Source organism: Streptomyces milbemycinicus (assembly GCF_002154605.1).
GTDB lineage: Bacteria > Actinomycetota > Actinomycetes > Streptomycetales > Streptomycetaceae > Streptomyces > Streptomyces milbemycinicus.
This window is the reverse complement of record NZ_MUNE01000207.1, coordinates 1-17,352: the sequence shown is the minus strand read 5'-3', so window position 1 is coordinate 17,352 and position 17,352 is coordinate 1. Positions and strand designations below refer to the sequence as shown.

The 17,352-nt window shown below is 69.9% G+C and carries 19 protein-coding genes; 10 read left to right on the top strand and 9 right to left on the bottom strand.

The annotated features are described in order from the left end of the window. Window positions 1-28: 28 nt before the first annotated feature. From CCN51_RS18175 to CCN51_RS18155, 5 genes are all read right to left on the bottom strand, one after another. Window positions 29-685: a PhzF family phenazine biosynthesis protein gene (locus CCN51_RS18175; RefSeq protein ID WP_014176346.1), complete on the bottom strand. Its 657-nt coding sequence runs from the start codon at window positions 683-685 to the stop codon at window positions 29-31. A gap of 45 nt (window positions 686-730) precedes the next feature. Then, the gene (locus CCN51_RS18170; RefSeq protein WP_014176345.1) at window positions 731-1,207 is read right to left on the bottom strand and encodes a MarR family winged helix-turn-helix transcriptional regulator; all 477 of its coding nucleotides are present in this window, start codon (window positions 1,205-1,207) and stop codon (window positions 731-733) included. Window positions 1,208-1,292: 85 nt separating this feature from the next. Next, complete coding sequence (locus tag CCN51_RS18165) at window positions 1,293-1,973, bottom strand: AIM24 family protein (protein ID WP_014176344.1); 681 nt, start codon at window positions 1,971-1,973, stop codon at window positions 1,293-1,295. Beyond that, window positions 1,970-2,620, bottom strand: a complete 651-nt coding sequence (locus CCN51_RS18160) for an AIM24 family protein (RefSeq protein WP_014176343.1) — start codon at window positions 2,618-2,620, stop codon at window positions 1,970-1,972. The genes CCN51_RS18165 and CCN51_RS18160 overlap by 4 nt, the downstream gene beginning before the upstream one ends. Further along, on the bottom strand, window positions 2,620-3,258 hold the full coding sequence (locus tag CCN51_RS18155; RefSeq protein ID WP_078610445.1) for an AIM24 family protein: 639 nt from the start codon (window positions 3,256-3,258) through the stop codon (window positions 2,620-2,622). Before CCN51_RS18155 ends, CCN51_RS18160 begins: the two co-directional genes overlap by 1 nt. A 164-nt stretch (window positions 3,259-3,422) precedes the next feature. On the opposite strand from CCN51_RS18155, the gene CCN51_RS18150 reads away from it, so the two are divergent. Both CCN51_RS18150 and CCN51_RS18145 read left to right on the top strand, forming a co-directional pair. Next, window positions 3,423-3,767 carry a DUF3817 domain-containing protein gene (locus CCN51_RS18150; protein ID WP_014176341.1) on the top strand — a complete coding sequence of 115 codons (345 nt, stop codon included), beginning with the start codon at window positions 3,423-3,425 and terminating at the stop codon, window positions 3,765-3,767. Further along, window positions 3,764-4,057: an MTH1187 family thiamine-binding protein gene (locus CCN51_RS18145; RefSeq protein ID WP_014176340.1), complete on the top strand. Its 294-nt coding sequence runs from the start codon at window positions 3,764-3,766 to the stop codon at window positions 4,055-4,057. Before CCN51_RS18150 ends, CCN51_RS18145 begins: the two co-directional genes overlap by 4 nt. A 48-nt stretch (window positions 4,058-4,105) precedes the next feature. Here the strand turns inward: CCN51_RS18145 and CCN51_RS18140 are convergent, their stop codons facing one another. Next, the gene (locus CCN51_RS18140) at window positions 4,106-5,095 is read right to left on the bottom strand and encodes an ArsR/SmtB family transcription factor (RefSeq protein WP_043486751.1); all 990 of its coding nucleotides are present in this window, start codon (window positions 5,093-5,095) and stop codon (window positions 4,106-4,108) included. 148 nt (window positions 5,096-5,243) lie between these two features. On the opposite strand from CCN51_RS18140, the gene CCN51_RS18135 reads away from it, so the two are divergent. The 4 genes from CCN51_RS18135 (at window position 5,244) to icmA (ending at window position 9,402) form a co-directional block, all read left to right on the top strand. Then, window positions 5,244-6,587 (top strand): MFS transporter, encoded by a 1,344-nt coding sequence (locus CCN51_RS18135; RefSeq protein WP_014176338.1) that lies wholly within the window; start codon window positions 5,244-5,246, stop codon window positions 6,585-6,587. 78 nt (window positions 6,588-6,665) lie between these two features. Beyond that, complete coding sequence (locus CCN51_RS18130) at window positions 6,666-7,175, top strand: MarR family winged helix-turn-helix transcriptional regulator (protein ID WP_014176337.1); 510 nt, start codon at window positions 6,666-6,668, stop codon at window positions 7,173-7,175. A 54-nt stretch (window positions 7,176-7,229) separates the two neighbouring features. Further along, the gene (locus CCN51_RS18125; protein WP_043490159.1) at window positions 7,230-7,568 is read left to right on the top strand and encodes a DUF3817 domain-containing protein; all 339 of its coding nucleotides are present in this window, start codon (window positions 7,230-7,232) and stop codon (window positions 7,566-7,568) included. A gap of 97 nt (window positions 7,569-7,665) precedes the next feature. Continuing rightward, window positions 7,666-9,402, top strand: coding sequence for a coenzyme B12-dependent isobutyryl-CoA mutase large subunit (icmA, locus tag CCN51_RS18120; RefSeq protein WP_043486748.1), 1,737 nt, complete (start codon window positions 7,666-7,668; stop codon window positions 9,400-9,402). A 30-nt stretch (window positions 9,403-9,432) separates the two neighbouring features. On the opposite strand, the gene CCN51_RS18115 is transcribed toward icmA, so the two are convergent. Next, on the bottom strand, window positions 9,433-10,098 hold the full coding sequence (locus CCN51_RS18115; RefSeq protein ID WP_014176334.1) for a TetR/AcrR family transcriptional regulator: 666 nt from the start codon (window positions 10,096-10,098) through the stop codon (window positions 9,433-9,435). A gap of 127 nt (window positions 10,099-10,225) precedes the next feature. Here CCN51_RS18115 and CCN51_RS18110 point away from each other — a divergent pair, with 127 nt between their 5' ends. The 4 genes from CCN51_RS18110 to CCN51_RS18090 all read left to right on the top strand — a co-directional run bounded on the left by CCN51_RS18110 (window position 10,226) and on the right by CCN51_RS18090 (window position 14,425). Beyond that, window positions 10,226-11,188 (top strand): tetratricopeptide repeat protein, encoded by a 963-nt coding sequence (locus CCN51_RS18110; RefSeq protein ID WP_043486745.1) that lies wholly within the window; start codon window positions 10,226-10,228, stop codon window positions 11,186-11,188. Window positions 11,189-11,748: 560 nt separating this feature from the next. Next, entirely contained in the window at window positions 11,749-12,363 is a 615-nt protein-coding gene (locus tag CCN51_RS18100; protein ID WP_014176332.1) for a DUF6230 family protein, read from the top strand. 144 nt (window positions 12,364-12,507) lie between these two features. Further along, complete coding sequence (locus CCN51_RS18095; RefSeq protein WP_014176331.1) at window positions 12,508-13,071, top strand: DUF6114 domain-containing protein; 564 nt, start codon at window positions 12,508-12,510, stop codon at window positions 13,069-13,071. Window positions 13,072-13,153: 82 nt separating this feature from the next. Beyond that, entirely contained in the window at window positions 13,154-14,425 is a 1,272-nt protein-coding gene (locus CCN51_RS18090) for a hypothetical protein (RefSeq protein WP_014176330.1), read from the top strand. Between the two features lie 123 nt (window positions 14,426-14,548). Here CCN51_RS18090 and pyk read toward each other — a convergent pair whose 3' ends face one another. Then, window positions 14,549-15,976 carry a pyruvate kinase gene (gene pyk, locus CCN51_RS18085; RefSeq protein WP_014176329.1) on the bottom strand — a complete coding sequence of 476 codons (1,428 nt, stop codon included), beginning with the start codon at window positions 15,974-15,976 and terminating at the stop codon, window positions 14,549-14,551. Window positions 15,977-16,090: 114 nt separating this feature from the next. Then, window positions 16,091-17,236: an acetate kinase gene (locus CCN51_RS18080; protein WP_043490152.1), complete on the bottom strand. Its 1,146-nt coding sequence runs from the start codon at window positions 17,234-17,236 to the stop codon at window positions 16,091-16,093. Window positions 17,237-17,352: the final 116 nt, after the last annotated feature.

The window sequence follows — 17,352 nt, the reverse complement described above, 5'->3', positions numbered from 1 at the left end:
CCCCCACCCCCTCCCGTCTCGTCGGCGGCTACAGCCTTTCCGTGGCTTCCAGCCGTACGCGGCCTCCCACGTCGATCAGGCCGTCCGGCCGCGGTGCCGTCAGGATCTGGGAGCCTCGGCCCTGCGCGATGTTCAGGGCGCGCCCCAGCTGGGCTGTCAGCAGCAGCGCCGCGGCGCCCGTCGCCTCGTCCTCGTCGATGCCGTCGCCGCGTCCGGGGAAGGCGCGGGACCTGATCCGGCCGGCCGCCTCTTCCTCCCAGGCCCAGGCGTAGATCCACTCACCCGGCTCCGGCACGGGGAGGGCGTCCACCTCGGCCGCCGAGTCGTAGCGCCGCAGGGTGCGGGGCGGCGCCCACTCGGGGCGCGCCTCGATCCAGTTGAACTCCCCTTCGAGCCGGGCGCCCACCGGGCCCGCGGGCGTGACCAGTTCCGGCACGTCGAGCAGCCAGGCCGTGCCCACGCACGGGTGCCCGGCGAACGGCAGCCGCAGCGTCGGCGTGTAGATGTCGATGACGCCGCGCTCGGGGTCGTCGACGAACACGGTCTCGCTGAAGCCCAGCTTCCGCGCGAGGGCCTGGCGTTCGGCCGTCCCGGGGACGGCCGAACCTCGGCGTACCACGCCGAGCGTGTTGCCGTGGCGGCCGTCCGGTCCGCAGAAGACGCGGAGTACGTCGTAATCGGTCACCAGCGCAGTACATCACGCTGCCGCTGGTGGCCCTGGGCGGCCTTCCTACACGCGGCCGCGCTGAGCACGCAGATGCTCGGCGATCGGGGTCAGGGAGGTGTGGAGGGCGTCGAGGGCTTCGGGGCTGAGCAGGTCGATGAAGTGCTTGCGCACCGACTCGACGTGGTGCGGTGCGACCTTGCGCATGGTCTCCCAGCCGTCTTCGGTGAGACACGCGAAGAGTCCGCGCCGGTCGGACTCGCAGTGCTCGCGGCGGACGAGGCCCGCGTTCTCCATCCGGGTGATCTGGTGGGAGAGACGGCTCTTGGACTGCAGGGTGGCGGCGGCCAGGTCGCTCATGCGCATCCGGTGGCCCTCCGACTCCGAGAGGTTGACCAGGATCTCGTAGTCGTTCATGGTCAGGCCGAACGGCTGCAGGTCTCGTTCGAGCTGATAGGTCAGCAACCTGCTGACGTCCAAGTGGATGCGCCAGGCGCCCTGTTCCTCGTCGCTGAGCCAGCGGGTGCCGTTCTCGGTCTCCATGGGAATCATTCTACCGGTAGAAGTTGAATTCTGAACCAATGGATATGAGGTCACCTGTTCGAGGTTACACTCCGCATGCTCTCGCTCACGAACCGGTGCCCCCCGTGGTCCCTATGGGCACCTCGTCCATGAGCTCTTCCGTCGACTGGAGCAGTACCGTCCCCGCGCCGACGAACTCGAACTGGTGCTCCTCGCCCGAGGTCCCCCCGAGGCCGGTGTGTGCCCTGATCCCGCCGAGGACGCCGCGCAAGTACTCATGATCGTAGTGGTGGTTGGGGGTCGGGCAGTCCGCCCAGCCGACGAGAGCCTGCGGGTCGACACGGATCGGCGGCTCCATGAAGACCACCGGGCCGTTGGAGGCCGCGACGAACTTGCCGGTGCCGATCAGGGTCAGGAAGCCCGGGACGATCGACTGCTTGAGGGAGAGCGAGGGCTGGAACGCCAGCAGATTGCCGGACCGGATGGTGAGGTTGCCGTCGTCGAGGTCGTAGGAATTGACATCGAAGGCCCGGTCCGCGAGCACCATCTTGCCCTGCCCCTCGGCCACCACCCAGTCCGCGGCGTGCAGCGGGGAGTGGAAGCTGTGCGCGATGAGGTGGTCCAGCCGGCCCAGGCCCACACCCTGGAAGTCGATCCGCCCGTAATAGGCGATCATCTTCCCCTTCTGCAGAAACCACTGGCCGTTGAGCTCCACGCTGAAGGCGTACGGATTGATGTTGTCGTCGACCGGGAGGGTGTACGCGTCGTGGATGACGGGGCCGTTCAAAGCTTCTCCTCCGATGCCTGGACATACACCGTGCCGGTGCCCGAGAGCTCCAGCTGGAAGCCCTCTCCCGAGCCGCGGCCGACCATTTCGCGCCAGCCGAGCGCGGTCGAGAGCTTGTTGCGTACGTCCCCGCGGTGGGCGACGTACGCCTGCGGGTCGACATGGACCGGGCGGCCGGGGGCGATCGGCAGCTGGATCACGCCGCCGTGGGCCATGACCGCGGCCGAGCCGTGCCCCTCCAGGGTGGTGGTGAACAGCCCCTGGCCGGTGACCTGGCCGCGCACAATGCCCATCACCCCGCCCTGCGAGCCCATGAACATCGTGCCCTGGCGCAGCGATCCGTCGAAGGCGAGCAGCCGGTCCGACTCGACGTAAAGCTTGTCGCCGGCCAGGTGGATCACCTCGACATGGTGGCCGCCGTGGCCGAACATCACCGTGCCGCTGCCCTCGACGGTCATCAGCGGGGTCGCCTCGCCCGCGACCCGGCGGCCGATCATGCCCATCACCCCGCGCTGCCCGCCGGTGATGCTCGGCGTGAACCGCACCTCGCCCCGGTAGGCCAGCATCGCGCCGCGCTGGCTGAAGACCGTCTGGCCGGGCTGCACCTGCGCCTCGACCATGCGTGAGTTGAGGATGTTGAACGGCATCACACATCCCCACCGATCGTGTTGCGCTCACTCGGCTGTACGTACACCAGTCCCTCGCCCTCGAAGCGGATCTGGAACGCCTCGCCCGAGCTCTCCCCTATGAGCGTGCGGAAGTTCACCCCGGCCTGGAAGTGCTGCTTGAGCTTGCCCGTATGGGCGATATACGCGCCCGGGTCGACCTGGAGCGGCAGCTGCGGGGTGACGCGCAGCACCACCGCCGTGCCGTCGGAGAGGATGGCCGCCTGCCCGGTGCCCTCGACGGTCGTGGTGAACAGGCCGTTGCCCTGTGAGGAGCCGCGCAGCCCGGTGAAGGAGGTGCCGGTGCGCAGGGCGGCGTCCGTGCACAGCAGATTACTGGCCTCCACGTGCAGCGTCTCGCCGTGCAGCGAGACCAGGTTGATCTCGCTCGCCCGGTCGGCGAAGTAGCACGTGCCATGCCCTTTGACCTCCATGACCGCCATCTGCTCGCCGGTGAGCCGCCGGGTCACCATCCCGCGCAGCCCCTCCCCACCGCCGGTTTTCTTCTTGAAGGTCATCTCCCCCTCGTACGCGACCATCGAGCCGTTCTTGGCCTTCACGGAATCGCCGGTCATGTCGACGGCGAGCACCTTGCTCCCCTGGAGCCGAAACTGAGCCACGGATCCGACGTTATCGGGACCGAACGGCGCGGAACAGGGACAGCCGGACCCCGGCGCGGTGATCGGTTACGAGGCTGCGACAATGCGAGAGGAGCTTGTGCATGACTTCACAAGCTCAGGCTCCGTGTTCTCTCGTTGCCCTCTCCCTTAAAGGTGCTGCTCCCGTGGACTTCAAGACCGCCACCGCACTGCGGCGGCTCCGCCTGGTCTCCGCGCCCGAGGCCGTCTCCTTCCTCCTGCTCCTCGTCTGCTCGGTGCTCAAGCGCACGACCGACTTCAACGCGGTCCCGGTGATGGGCATGGTGCACGGCATCCTGTTCATCCTGTACCTGGTCTTCTGGCTGGACGCCTGGAAGCGGGCGCAGTGGGACCGCAAGACCGCCGCGCTCTACTTCGTGCTCTCCATCCTGCCGACCGGCGGTTTCTTCGCCGAGCGCAAGCTGAAGCGGGAGGCGGAGGCCAGTGTGATCGCCGACCGTGCGCGCCGTGAGGGCGTGGTCAACGCATGATCGTCGCCTTCTCCGTGACGCCGTTGGGCGTCGGCGAGGACGTGGGGGAGTACGTCGCGGACGCGGTGCGGGTGGTGCGCGAATCGGGCCTGCCGAACCGTACGGACGCGATGTTCACGTCCATCGAAGGCGAGTGGGACGAGGTCATGGACGTCGTCAAGCGGGCGGTCGCGGCCGTGGAGGCGCGGGCGCCGCGGGTGTCCGTGGTCCTCAAGGCCGACATCCGCCCGGGCGTCACCGACGGGCTGACCTCGAAGGTCGAGACGGTCGAGCGGCATCTGTCCGCGTAGCCGTACGGAGCGCCGCCAGGCCGCGCCCCGCCCTGCTGGGCGGCGCCGTTACGCGCCCCCGCCCAGCAGGGCGATACCCAGCGGCGTGCGCTCGTACAGCACCCGGTGGCCGTCGCGGCGCGAGGTCAGCAGACCGGCCGCGCGCAACACCCCGAGGTGCGCCGAGACCGACGACGGCGCCAGGCCCAGCCGCTGGGCCAGCGCCGTCGTGGCGGCGGGGTCCTCCAGGGCGCTGAGGATGGCCGCGCGGTTGGCGCCGAGGAGCCGTACGAGCGCGTCCGCCGCGCCCTCGGCGTGCTCCTGCCAGAGCCCGCCCACCCCGCGCGCCGGATAGATCACCGTCGGCTGCCAGGGCGGCGCGAAGCCGCTCACCACGTCCGGCCAGACGAAGACGCTCGGCATCAGCAGCAGGCCCCGGCCGTCGAGCTCCTGCACCTCCGGGCCCCCGGCGCGGGTACGGACCGTGAGCCGCCCATCGGCCCAGGACACCGCGGGGCGCAGATCGGCGAAGAGCCGCTCGAGTCCGCCGTCGGCCAGCTGCCGGGCCCGATAGGCCACATCGGCCTCCAAAAGGTCGCGCACCCGGGGCCAGTCCGGTTCGAGCAGCGCGCGCCAGGCCCGCTCGGTCAGATCCCCGAGCCGCCGCACCGCCCGCGCGGGGTCCTCCAGCACCGCGCGCCCGGCCGCGGACTCGGCGGCCCCCGGCGTGTCGGCCAGGGAAAGGGCCATCTCCCGGCGGGCCGCCTCCGGCTCGGTCGCCCGCAGCCGCGCCAGTTCCTCCTCGAACGAGGAATACGGCACCTCCGGCGGCGGGCCCAGAAAGTCCGGGGTGTAGCCGCGGATGGGGATGAACAGCGCGAGCAGGGAGAGGTCGAGCCCGGCCACGGCCGAACGGACCCGGCGCAGCCACGGCAGGTGATAGCCGTGCCGCTCGGCGCGCAGCAGCGTCCGCACCGCCTCGTGCGTCTGGCACAGCGGCGAGATAGCGAACCTGCAGCGCAGTAGGTCGTCCGGTCCGAATCTCATGTGGAGTGGCATGCGTCCCCCTGTTTCGGTCCAGCTGCTTCAGTCCAGCTGCTTCGGTCCAGCTGCTTCGGTCCAGGCGCCCCCTGAGGCGCCCCCGACGAAGATTCGCCTCGGGGCGAAACACTAGAGCCCCCCGGACCGCGCCGGGCACGCTGCCGCCATGCCAACGCCTTCCGGGTCCGGGACGACGGACCCCACCCCGACGCGCCCTGCCGCAGACGCCTCCGGACCCGAACCCGCGGCCGAGGGCGCCGAGGGTCCCGTCCCCCCGGAACCCCGCCCGGGAGGCGCCGGCTACCCGGCCGTCTTCGCGGTGCGCGAGTTCCGGGCCGTGTTCCTCGCGCATCTGCTGTCCATGCTCGGCGAGGTCATCTGCGGTATCGCGCTGTCCGTCCTGGTCTACCGGGTCACCGGCTCGCCGCTGCTGTCCGCCCTGGCCTTCGCCTTCGCCCTGCTCCCGTACGTCATCGGCGGCACCCTGCTGTCCGCCGTGGCCGACCGCTACCCCGCCCGCCGGGTGCTGGTCGTATGCGATCTGATCAGCGCCGGCTGCGTGGCCGTGATGGTGGTGCCGGGCATGCCCGTCGGGTTGCTGCTGGTGCTGCGCTGCATCCCCGCCGCGGTCTCCCCGGTGTTCAGCGGGACGCGCGCGGCGACGCTCGGCGACATCCTGGGGGAGGGCGATCTGTTCGTACTGGGCCGCTCCGTGATCCGGCTGACCGCGCAGGGTGCGCAGCTCGTCGGGTTCGCCGCGGGCGGGCTGCTGCTGGCCGCGGTCTCTCCGCGGGGCGTGCTCGCGATCACGGCGGCGGCGTTCGTGGCGTCGGCGCTGGTGCTGCGCCTGGGCACCCGCCACCGCCCGGCCCGTACGGACGGCCGGCGGGGCGCGCTGCTCGGCGACTCGCTGCGTGGCATGAAGCAGCTGTTCGCCGTCGCGCGGATCCGGGCCCTGTTCCTGCTGTACTGCGTGCCGCCGACGTTCGTGGTGATGTCGGAGGCGCTGATGACCCCGTACTCCGACGGGCTCGGCCTCGGCTCGACCGGGCTCGGGCTGCTGATGTGCGGAATGCCGATCGGGGCGATCGTCAGCGAGACCCTGGCGGGCACGCTGCTCTCCCCAGCGGGGCGTGCGCGGCTGACGCTCGTGGTGGCGGTGGTGTGCATGCTGCCCTCGCTGGGGTACGTCTTCGAGCCCTCGTTCGGCTGGGCGCTGGCGCTCCAGGTGGCGACGGGCTGCGGTATGGCGTACAGCCTCGGCCTCGACCAGTGGTTCATGGCGGCCGTACCGGAGGAGCTGCGGGGGCGGGCGATGACGCTGCTGACGGCGGTGCTGATGACCGCGCAGGGCCTGGGCATGGCGGTGGCGGGCGCGGTCGCCGAGGCCGCGCCGGTGTATCTGGTGGTGACCGGGGCGGGGATGTGCGGCACGGTGTGCTCACTGCTGGCGGTGGCGCTGGTGCGGCGAGGTACGGCACGGCCGGGGGCTGCCGGCAATACGGGGTGAGGGGCTGCTCGCGGCGTGTCCGGCCCGAAGGGTGAGACTGGGCTGACCACGATATGACCGGCCGGTAGGGTCGGTGATGTGCCCAAGCCGCTCAGCCTTTCCTTCGATCCCATCGCCCGCGCAGACGAACTGTGGAAGCGACGGTGGGGGTCCGTGCCGTCGATGGCCGCGATCACCTCGATCATGCGGGCTCAGCAGATTCTGCTGGGCCAGGTCGACGCGGTGGTCAAGCCGTACGGACTGACCTTCGCCCGCTATGAGGCGCTGGTTCTGCTCACCTTCTCCCAGGCCGGTGAGCTGCCCATGTCCAAGATCGGCGAGCGGCTGATGGTCCACCCGACCTCGGTGACCAACACGGTGGACCGGCTGGTCAAGTCCGGTCTGGTGGACAAGCGGCCGAATCCGAACGACGGCCGCGGGACGCTCGCCTCGATCACCGACCGGGGCCGCGAGGTGGTCGAGGCGGCCACCCGCGATCTGATGGCGATGGACTTCGGCCTCGGGACGTACGACGCCGCGGACTGCTCGAACATCTTCGAGCTGCTGCGGCCCCTGCGGGTCGCGGCGGGCGACTTCGACGAGGAGTAGGACCGGCGGGGGGTGGCGAAGATCGCCCCGGAACGGACGGTTACGCTCGACGTCATGAAGCGAAGCGTATTGACGCGCTACCGGACCATGGCCTATGTCACGGGCGTCCTGCTGATCCTGCTCACGATCGGTGTGATCGCCAAGTATCTGTTGGACGTGGACGGCGCGTCCGGCTTCGTCAGCGTCGTCGGTATCGCACACGGCTGGCTGTACGTCCTCTACCTGGTCTTCGCCTTCGACCTCGGCTCCAAGGCGAAGTGGCCGTTCGGCAAGCTGGCCTGGGTGCTGCTCGCGGGCACCGTCCCCACGGCGGTGTTCTTCGTCGAGCGCAAGGTCGTGGCCGAGATCGAGCCGCTGGTCAGCGGCGCCGAGCCGGAGCCCGCCAAGGCCTGATCGCAGCTGACCGGGCCCCGCCTGCTGTCCCTCGAACGGACCGGTGGGGCCCGTTTCGCGTCGACATTTACTAGGATGTCCAAGTAAATTTGACGTTATGGACGCGGAAGGCATTGAGGCAGGCCGCCGACGCTGGCAGGCCCGGTACGACGCGGCCCGCAAGCGCGAGGCCGACGGGGGTTCGGGGGCGCAGCCCCCGAGGGTTTGGACGCGCAGTACGTTGTCCGGGGACCCCGTCGACCCGGTCTACGGGCCCGCCCCCGGCGACCGCGTCGCGGGCTTCGAGCGCATCGGCTGGCCCGGTGAGTTCCCTTTCACCCGCGGTCTGTACTCCACCGGCTACCGAGGCCGCGCCTGGACCATCCGCCAGTTCGCGGGCTTCGGAAACGCCGCGCAGACCAATGAGCGCTACAAGATGATCCTCAAGGCGGGCGGCGGCGGCCTGTCGGTCGCCTTCGACATGCCGACGCTCATGGGCCGCGACTCCGACGACCCGCGCTCGCTGGGCGAGGTCGGCCACTGCGGGGTCGCCGTCGACTCCGCCGCCGATATGGAGGTCCTGTTCAAGGACATCCCGCTCGGCGATGTCACCACCTCGATGACGATCAGCGGCCCCGCCGTCCCCGTCTTCTGTATGTACCTGGTCGCCGCCGAGCGCCAGGGCGTCGACCCCTCCGTACTGAACGGCACGCTCCAGACGGACATCTTCAAGGAGTACATCGCGCAGAAGGAGTGGCTGTTCCAGCCCGAGCCGCAGCTGCGTCTGATCGGCGACCTGATGGAGCACTGTGTGCGCTCCATCCCCGCGTACAAGCCGCTGTCGGTCTCCGGCTACCACATCCGCGAGGCCGGGGCCACGGCCGCGCAGGAGCTCGCGTACACCCTTGCCGACGGCTTCGGATACGCCGAGCTGGGGCTCTCCCGCGGGCTCGACATCGACACCTTCGCGCCCGGCCTGTCCTTCTTCTTCGACGCGCATATCGAGTTCTTCGAGGAGATCGCCAAGTTCCGTGCGGCCCGCCGGATCTGGGCCCGCTGGATGCGCGATGTATACGGGGCGAGGACCGAGAAGGCGCAGTGGCTGCGCTTCCACACCCAGACGGCCGGGGTCTCGCTGACCGCGCAGCAGCCGTACAACAACGTCGTGCGCACGGCCGTGGAGGCGCTGTCCGCGGTGCTCGGCGGCACCAACTCGCTGCACACCAACGCCCTGGACGAGACGCTCGCGCTGCCCAGCGAGCAGGCCGCCGAGATCGCCCTGCGCACCCAGCAGGTGCTGATGGAGGAGACCGGCATCCTCAATGTCGCCGACCCGCTGGGCGGTTCCTGGTACGTCGAGGCGCTGACCGACCGCATCGAGGCCGACGCCGAGAAGATCTTCGAGCAGATCAAGGAGCGCGGCCGCCGGGCGGTGCCGGACGGACGGCACCCCATCGGGCTGATGACCTCGGGCATTCTGCGCGGCATCGAGGACGGCTGGTTCACCGGCGAGATCGCCGAATCGGCCTTCCAGTACCAGCGGGCGCTGGAGAAGGGCGACAAGAAGGTCGTCGGCGTCAACTGCCACGAGGGTTCGGTCACCGGCGCTCTGGAGATCCTGCGGGTGGGCCATGAGGTCGAGCGCGAGCAGGTGCGGGTGCTGGCCGCCCGTAAGGAGGCCCGCGACGAAGCACGGGTGGCCGCCGCCCTGAAGGAGATGCTGGCCGCCGCCCGCGACGGCTCGAACATGATCGAGCCGATGCTGGAGGCGGTCCGGGCGGAGGCGACCCTCGGCGAGATCTGCGGGGCGCTGCGCGAGGAGTGGGGCAGCTATACGGAGCCGGCGGGCTTTTAGCGGCTACCCGGACCCCGCGGGCTTTGGCTACTACCCGGAGCCGGCGGGCTTTTGAGCGGTGGCCGGCCCCGCCTCGTCCCCTCCCGCCACCGCCGGGAAGCCGCAGAGCAGCACCTCCGCGAAGTCGCGTGCCCAGGGCGCGTCGACGGGGTCGGCGCTCACCAGTGTCCGGTGCATCACCGCGCCGGCGATCACGTCGAAGATCATGTCCGCGGTGCGGGCCGCAGCGGCGGGGTCGGCCTCCCGCGGCAGTTCGCCGCGGGCCTGGGCGCGCTCGCGGCCGAGCAGCACCAGCCGCTTCTGCCGGTTGACGATCGTGGTGCGGATCCGCTCCCGTAGCGCCTCGTCGCGGGTGGCCTCGGCGACCACGGCCATCAGCGAGGTCCCGGCCTCCGGGCGCGTCAGCAGCGCGGCGAACCGGAGCACCGTCTCCTCCACATCGGCGCGCAGCGACCCCAGATCGGGCAGTTCCAGCTGTTCGTCGAGGAGGGCCGCGACCGCGTCCACGACCAGCTCGCTCTTGTTCGTCCAGCGGCGGTAGAGCGTGGTCTTGGCCACGCCCGCCCGGGCCGCCACATCGCCCATCGTCAGCTTGGACCAGCCGAGCTCGACCAGGGCGGCCCGCGTCGCGCCGAGGATGGCGCGGTCGGCCTCGGCACTGCGGGGGCGGCCGGTGCGCCGCGCTGGCGGGCTCATGTCCGTGACCCTACCCGTACGTCCACTTTGACCCCCTGGATCTGCGAGGGCGCTTCCAGTTACGCTACGACTCGTAGCGTAAGGGTGCGCTTTTCCATTCACCGCGGGAAGAGGGGAGGATAGGACCATGCAGCCACGGAACATGTCCATGAGTGGAGTGGTCGACCTCGCCGCGGTGAAGGCGGCCGGAGAAGCGAAGCAGAAGGCGGAGAAGGCGCGGGCCGAGGCGGCCCGCACGGGCGGCGTCGCCCCCACCCGTCTGGTCTTCGACGTCGACGAGGCGGGTTTCCAGCAGGATGTCCTGCAGCGCTCCACCGAAGTACCGGTCGTCATCGACTTCTGGGCCGAGTGGTGCGAGCCGTGCAAGCAGCTCGGTCCGATCCTCGAGCGGCTGACGAGGGAGTACGCGGGCCGCTTCGTCCTGGCGAAGATCGACGTCGACGCCAACCAGATGCTCTTCCAGCAGTTCGGGGTGCAGGGCATCCCCGCCGTGTTCGCGGTGGTCGCCGGTCAGCCGGTGCCGCTCTTCCAGGGCGCCGCGCCCGAGGCGCAGATCCGGCAGGTGCTCGACCAGCTGATCCAGGCGGCGGAGCAGCAGTTCGGCATTGTGGGCGTCCCGGTGCAGGACGAGGGTGACGAGGGCGGCGAGGCGGTCGCGCAGCAGCCCGCGACCCCGTACGACGGTGCGCTCGCGGCGGCTCACGAGGCGCTGGACGCCGGCGATCTGGGCGGCGCGGTGCAGGCGTACAAGAACGTGCTGGCGGACGACCCGGGCAACACCGAGGCGAAGCTGGGCCTGGCGCAGGCCGAGTTGCTGAGCCGGGTGGAGGGGACGGACGCGCAGCAGGTGCGCAAGGCGGCGGCCGACAATCCCGCGGACCCGGCGGCGCAGATCGCGGCGGCGGACCTGGACCTGGTGGGGGGTCATGTGGAGGACGCCTTCGGGCGGTTGGTGGAGGCCGTGCGGCGCACGGTGGGGGAGGACCGGGAGGCGGCGCGGCTCCATCTGCTGGGGCTCTTCGAGGTGATCGGCGCGGACGATCCCCGGGTGGTCTCGGCGCGGGGCGCGTTGGCGCGCGTGCTGTTCTGACCTTTGCCACCTCAAACAAATAGGCGGCCGCGCTTTACCAAAACTTGGTAAACGCGGTCGCTGTAACTGACGGTAAGTGGGCGTCAGGTTTTTGTCCGGTCATGGTGTGAATCTCCCGCTCTTTTCGGGCATGTTGCGGCGACCGAGAGTGCCTGGCCTCTACCAGTCTGCCGCAGCACGGTTATCCGCCCGTTACTCGCTAGTAACGAACCCCTTGTGCACCTGCCCGTAAATGCACCACGATCGGCCAAGCTCGGTCCCGTTTCCCGCAGCCCGGCATCCGGTCGGTGCGGTCGGTGCGATGGGTCCCCACCGGGTAGGCCGGCGGCAGTGGCGTCGGCCGTGGACAGGGGGGTCTCTGCCTACCGGCAGGGCCTGTCCAGGAGGTTGCGCGAAGGCGTGGCCAGTGGTTGTCGCTCGGGGGTGATCGCCGGTGTTTCGGGTGCGGTTCGCGCCTGTGATACGTGGGCGCTCTCCTTCCCGAGGACGTAGCACTTCTCCCATCCCAGGCTCGGGCCTCGGCCCCAGCCGGAGATGTACGTCCGAGAAGGAGGAAAGTCATGGAGTCCCAGGCTCGTGGCGGGACCAGATGGAAGCGGTTCGCCGTTGTCATGGTGCCGAGCGTCGCTGCCACGGCCGCGATCGGTGTAGCCCTCGCGCAGGGTGCGCTCGCGGCGTCGTTCAGCGTGTCGGGCCAGCAGTTCAAGGTCAGCGCGGACCTGCTCAACGGTAAGGGGTTCGTCCAGTACGGCACCCTTGACACACAGCACGGGGGCAAGAAGATCCCCGTCGCCGTGTCGGCGTTCAAGAGCGCCAAGATCAAGGGCCTGTGCCAGTCGGTGGTGGTCCCGGTCCCGCTCTTCGGCGATGTCACGCTGAGGCTGGAGGCCGGCAACGGCGGTAAGGAGGTCGAGGCGAAGAACCTCTTCATCGACCTCGACCAACTCGAGGCGGACGCCACGTTCCGCGGTCTCAACATCGGTGTGGCGGCCGGCGACACCACCAAGGGTCCCAAGGCCGACACGAACAAGAAGGACCCCAGTTCCTTCGGCCAGGAAGCCGACTCGGTGACCTTGAAGGGTGTCAAGCAGACCGCATGGGCGACCAACGCGGGCACGTTCAAGCTCTCCGGCCTTTCGATGAAGGTCAGCAAGGGCAAGAACGAGTGCTTCTGACGCGCTGAGCGGGGTGGGGGGCCGTACCACCGCCCCTCACCCGGCATCGCTCAGCGGCGTCAGGGGCATCAGCACCGCGTTTATCAGTACCGCATCAGAACACTTGCGATCGTCCAGATCGCCGGCCCCAGGGAGCTGTTTTCATTGAGTGCCGAGTCGCCGGAGGCGAGTGACGCCGTCAGCCACCTGCGCAGGGCTTTCAAGTACTGGCGCTGGCAGCGCCCGTTCTGGGCAGGGCTCTTCACGATTCTGGCCGGGCTGCCGATCGGGTACCTGCCGTATGCCAACGTCACCTTGGGTCAGCTGACCGTCCGGATGTCCACCACCACCGGGTCCGGATCGCTGATCATCGGCGTCCTGCTGATAGTGCTGGGCCTGACCATGTGGTTCCAGCCCATCGTGCGGGTCTTCGCAGGAGTCGCCACCATCCTGCTGGGCCTGGTCTCGATCCCCGTGGCCAACTTCGGGGGCTTCTTGGTGGGCTTCCTGTTCGCGCTGTTCGGCGGCGGGATGAGCGTCGCCTGGGAGCCGGGCGAGGCACCCACCGAGCAGCCGGCGAAGGACGCGGGGCCCGCGCCCACGGACGGCGCGGACGGTGTGGACGACGCGGACGCTGGGGACGGCGCGGGCGGCGGTGAGCCGGAGCCGGCCGCCGCGGGGGCCGCGCCGGACCAGGAATCCAGGGATGGGAGGCACCGTGCGGGGTGAACAAGAGCAGTCGGAGGGTGCGAGCGTCACGAATCCACGCCGGGCGAGAACGGGGCCGCGGCATGCGGCCCCCAAGAAGTCGATGCTCACCCGCCTTCAGGTGCCCGCCGGCAAGGCGATAGCGCTCGCCGCCATGCCGACGGCCGTACTGATGGGCATGGGGCTGACCCCGCAGCTCGCCCAGGCGACCTCCAGGGCCGAGGACCGCTACAAGCCCGGGCCGTGCGTCACCCAGCCCGACGAGGCCGACAAGGACGACGCCAAGGACCACAAGAGCACCGACGAGGCGGGCGAGTCGAAGGACTCCACGGACTCCAAGAGCGGAGCCTCCAAGGACTCGGACGACAAGAGTGGGGCCGAGGGCTCGAAGAGCCAGGACAAGGGCTCCGAGGACAAGAGCGCGGACGAGAGCTCCAAGCCCTCGGCCACGCCGACGCCCTCCGCCACGTCCTCCGCCAACTCCGGCTCCTCCGGCAGCAAGACGGACGACACGACGCCGGAGAAGTCCCCTTCGCCGAGTCCGTCCGAGTCCAAGAGCAAGAACCCACTGGACCCGCTGGGCCTCGGGGACGCGCTCAAGGACATCTTCACCGGGGGCGACAAGGACGAGACGGCCGAGCCGAGCGCCACGCCGACCCCGTCGTCCTCCGCGACCGGCTCGTCGGACAAGACGACCGACCCTGCCAAGGACGCGGCCGACAAGGCCGGGGACACGGCGAAGGACACGGTCGACAAGGCCACGGACGCGGCCAAGGACAAGGACGAGGACAAGGACGCCGAGGACAAGGCCGACAAGACTCCGTCGCCCGGCCCCTCCTCCTCGTCCTCCCCCAAGGCCGGGGACCGTGACAAGGACGGCAAGGAGCCGTTCCCCTGCCCCACGTACGACGCCGAGGCGTACGAGAACGCCGAGACCGAGCCGACCTCCAGCCTGCTGCCCGACGAGCCCTGGACGCTCAAGAGCACCCTGCTGACCCTGCACGGTCTTGACTACAAGGGCATCGTCGAGGTCAAGACGTACAGCGGGCAGGTCAAGAAGGTCCTCAAGTTCACGGCCTCCGGCGTGGACATCAAGGATCTGCACCAGACGACGGTCGGGGCCGGCGGTACGACCACCCACGTGCAGGCGCGCGAGGGTTCCACCTCGACCTTCAGCAACGGCCCGATCACCATGTACACCGAGGAGCTGTCGGGCAACCTCCTGGGGATCATCCCGATCACCTTCAGCCCCAAGAGCCCGCCGCCGATCAACCTCCCCGAGGTGTTCTTCACCGATGCGACGGTCAAACAGGCCGGACAGTTCGGCGGCGACCTGACCATCCCCGGCATGCACATCTACAAGACGGGGGAATAACCCCGGAACACAGACCCGTTCGGGAGCCGCAAGGCCCTCCTTTGTGAGGGCGAACGCAGGTGGGCACCACCCCAGCCCGGGGTGGTGCCCATCGGCGCGTCAGCCGCCCGCTCAGCGGCCGGGCTACTTGCTCCTGCCGCTCAGGTGGTGCACCCGGACCATGTTGGTGGTGCCGGGGACGCCGGGGGGCGAACCGGCCGTCATGATCATGGTGTCGCCCTCGTTGTAGCGGCCCAGCTTCGACAGCTCGGCGTCGACGAGGTCCACCATCGCGTCGGTGTGCTCCACATACGGCACCACGAACGACTCCACGCCCCAGCTGAGCGTCAGCTGGTTGCGGGTGGCCACATCGGTGGTGAAGGCCAGGATCGGCTGCTGGGCCCGGTAGCGGGACAGCCGGCGGGCGGTGTCGCCGGACTGGGTGAAGGCCACCAGCGACTGGGCGTCCAGGAAGTCGGCGATCTCGCAGGCCGCGCGGGCGACCGAGCCGCCCTGCGTACGCGGCTTCTTGCCGGGGACCAGCGGCTGCAGACCGCGCGAGAGCAGCTCCTGCTCGGCGGCCTGGACGATGCGGGACATCGTCTTGACCGTCTCCAGCGGATACGCGCCGACGGAGGACTCCGCGGAGAGCATGACCGCGTCGGCGCCGTCCAGGATCGCGTTGGCGACGTCGGACGCCTCGGCGCGGGTCGGCCGCGAGTTGGTGATCATCGACTCCATCATCTGGGTCGCGACGATCACCGGCTTGGCGTTCCGCCGGCACAGCTCGATCAGGCGCTTCTGCACCATCGGGACCTTCTCGAGCGGATACTCGACGGCCAGGTCGCCGCGGGCCACCATGACGCCGTCGAAGGCCGCGACGACCTCCTCCATGTTGGCGACCGCCTGCGGCTTCTCGACCTTGGCGATCACCGGCACCCGGTGCCCCACCTCGTCCATGACGCGGTGCACATCGCGGACGTCGGCGGCGTCCCGGACGAAGGACAGCGCGACCATGTCGCACCCCATCGCCAGGGCGAACTTGAGGTCAACGATGTCCTTCTCGGACAGCGCGGGCACATTGACCGCAGTGCCCGGCAGGTTGATCCCCTTGTGGTCGGAGATCACACCGCCCTCGATGACGATCGTCTTGACCCGCGGGCCGTCGACCGCGGTGACCCGCAGCTCGACATTGCCGTCGTTGATCAGGACCTGGTCGCCCTTGGAGACGTCGCCCGGCAGCCCCTTGTACGTGGTGCCGCAGATCGTCCGGTCGCCCGGCACGTCCTCGGTGGTGATGGTGAACTCGTCACCGCGCATCAGCTCCACCGGGCCGTCGGCGAAGGTCTCCAGCCGGATCTTGGGGCCCTGGAGGTCGGCGAGCACGCCGACCGCCCGTCCGGTCTCCTCGGAGGCCTTGCGGACGCGGTGGTACCGCTCCTCGTGCTCCGGGTGGCTCCCGTGGCTCATATTGAATCGGGCCACGTTCATCCCGGCCTCGATCAGCGACTTCAGCTGGTCGTAGGAGTCGACGGCGGGGCCCAGAGTGCAGACGATTTTGGAACGGCGCATGAGGCAGATCCTATCCGTTTGTTTCGGAGCGGAATATTTACGCTATGGACAGCGGCGCAATGCCGGGGCAAGAGCCGCCGAACGGCCGGAGATCAGTCGGAAACCAAGCAGCGACTAAGCAGCCACCAGCTCGAACGTCTGGCTGGCGATCTCCAGCTCCTCGTCGGTGGGCACGACGGCCACCGCGACCCGGCTGGCCTCCGTGGAGATCAGCCGCGCCGAGGCGCCGCGCACCGCGTTGCGCACCGCGTCCACCTCGATGCCGAACGCGGGAAGGCCGCGCATCGCCGCCTCCCGCACCGCCGCGGAGTTCTCCCCGACGCCTGCGGTGAAGGCGATGGCGTCCACCCGCCCCAGCACCGCGGTGTACGCGCCCACATACTTCCGCAGCCGGTGGATGTAGACGTCGAAGGCCAGCTGAGCCGCCGGGTCGCTCTCGCCCATCCGGCGGCCGATCTCACGCATGTCGTTGTCCCCGCACAGGCCCAGCAGCCCGCTGCGCTTGTTCAGCAGGGTGTCGATCTCGTCGATCGACATCCCGCCGACCCGGGCCAGATGGAAGATCGCCGCCGGGTCCAGGTCGCCCGAGCGGGTACCCATGACCAGGCCCTCCAAGGGGGTCAGCCCCATCGAGGTGTCCACGCACACCCCGCCGCGCACCGCGGAGGCGCTGGCGCCGTTGCCCAGGTGCAGCACGATCGTGTTGACCTCGGAGACGTCCCGGCCCAGCAGCGCGGCGGTGGCCCGGGAGACATACGCGTGGGAGGTGCCGTGGAAGCCGTAGCGCCGCACCCCGTACCGGTCGGCGGTCTCCCGCTCGATGGCGTAGCGCGCGGCCTCCTCCGGCATCGTGGCGTGGAAGGCGGTGTCGAAGACCGCCACCTGCGGCAGATCCGGGCGCAGCGCGCGGGCCACCTTGATCCCGGTGACGTTCGCCGGGTTGTGCAGCGGGGCCAGCGGCACCAGCTTCTCGATCTCCTCGACCACCTCGTCGGTGATCAGGGTCGGCTCGGTGAACCGGGTGCCGCCGTGCACCACCCGGTGGCCGACCGCCGCCAGCTCGGGCGAGTCCAGGCCCAGGCCCCGCGCGGCCAGTTCCTCGGCGACCTGCTTGAGGGCGGCCGAGTGGTCGGCGACGGGGCCCTCCCCGATCCGCTCCACGATGCCGGAGGCGAGCCGGGAGCCGTCGGCCATGTCGAGCAGCTGGTATTTGACCGACGAGGAGCCGGAGTTGAGGACGAGGACTCGGGAGCCGTTCACGGAGCCGTTCACGCGGGGTTCTGCGCCTTCTGTACAGGGGATACGGGGGTGGGGGAGGGGGTCTGGGTCTGGGCCTGGACGGCGGTGATCGAGACGGTGTTGACGATGTCCTGGAC

What these genes read in the sequence shown, in the direction of transcription:
- CCN51_RS18170 (WP_014176345.1), bottom strand. Translation starts at nt 1,207, where the DNA reads ATGGAGACCGAGAACGGCACCCGCTGGCTCAGCGACGAGGAACAGGGC.
- CCN51_RS18115 (WP_014176334.1), bottom strand. Translation starts at nt 10,098, where the DNA reads ATGAGCCCGCCAGCGCGGCGCACCGGCCGCCCCCGCAGTGCCGAGGCC.
- CCN51_RS18125 (WP_043490159.1), top strand. Translation starts at nt 7,230, where the DNA reads ATGAAGCGAAGCGTATTGACGCGCTACCGGACCATGGCCTATGTCACG.
- CCN51_RS18100 (WP_014176332.1), top strand. Translation starts at nt 11,749, where the DNA reads ATGGAGTCCCAGGCTCGTGGCGGGACCAGATGGAAGCGGTTCGCCGTT.
- CCN51_RS18140 (WP_043486751.1), bottom strand. Translation starts at nt 5,095, where the DNA reads ATGCCACTCCACATGAGATTCGGACCGGACGACCTACTGCGCTGCAGG.
- icmA (WP_043486748.1), top strand. Translation starts at nt 7,666, where the DNA reads ATGGACGCGGAAGGCATTGAGGCAGGCCGCCGACGCTGGCAGGCCCGG.
- pyk (WP_014176329.1), bottom strand. Translation starts at nt 15,976, where the DNA reads ATGCGCCGTTCCAAAATCGTCTGCACTCTGGGCCCCGCCGTCGACTCC.
- CCN51_RS18110 (WP_043486745.1), top strand. Translation starts at nt 10,226, where the DNA reads ATGCAGCCACGGAACATGTCCATGAGTGGAGTGGTCGACCTCGCCGCG.
- CCN51_RS18090 (WP_014176330.1), top strand. Translation starts at nt 13,154, where the DNA reads ATGCTCACCCGCCTTCAGGTGCCCGCCGGCAAGGCGATAGCGCTCGCC.
- CCN51_RS18135 (WP_014176338.1), top strand. Translation starts at nt 5,244, where the DNA reads ATGCCAACGCCTTCCGGGTCCGGGACGACGGACCCCACCCCGACGCGC.
- CCN51_RS18145 (WP_014176340.1), top strand. Translation starts at nt 3,764, where the DNA reads ATGATCGTCGCCTTCTCCGTGACGCCGTTGGGCGTCGGCGAGGACGTG.
- CCN51_RS18160 (WP_014176343.1), bottom strand. Translation starts at nt 2,620, where the DNA reads ATGCCGTTCAACATCCTCAACTCACGCATGGTCGAGGCGCAGGTGCAG.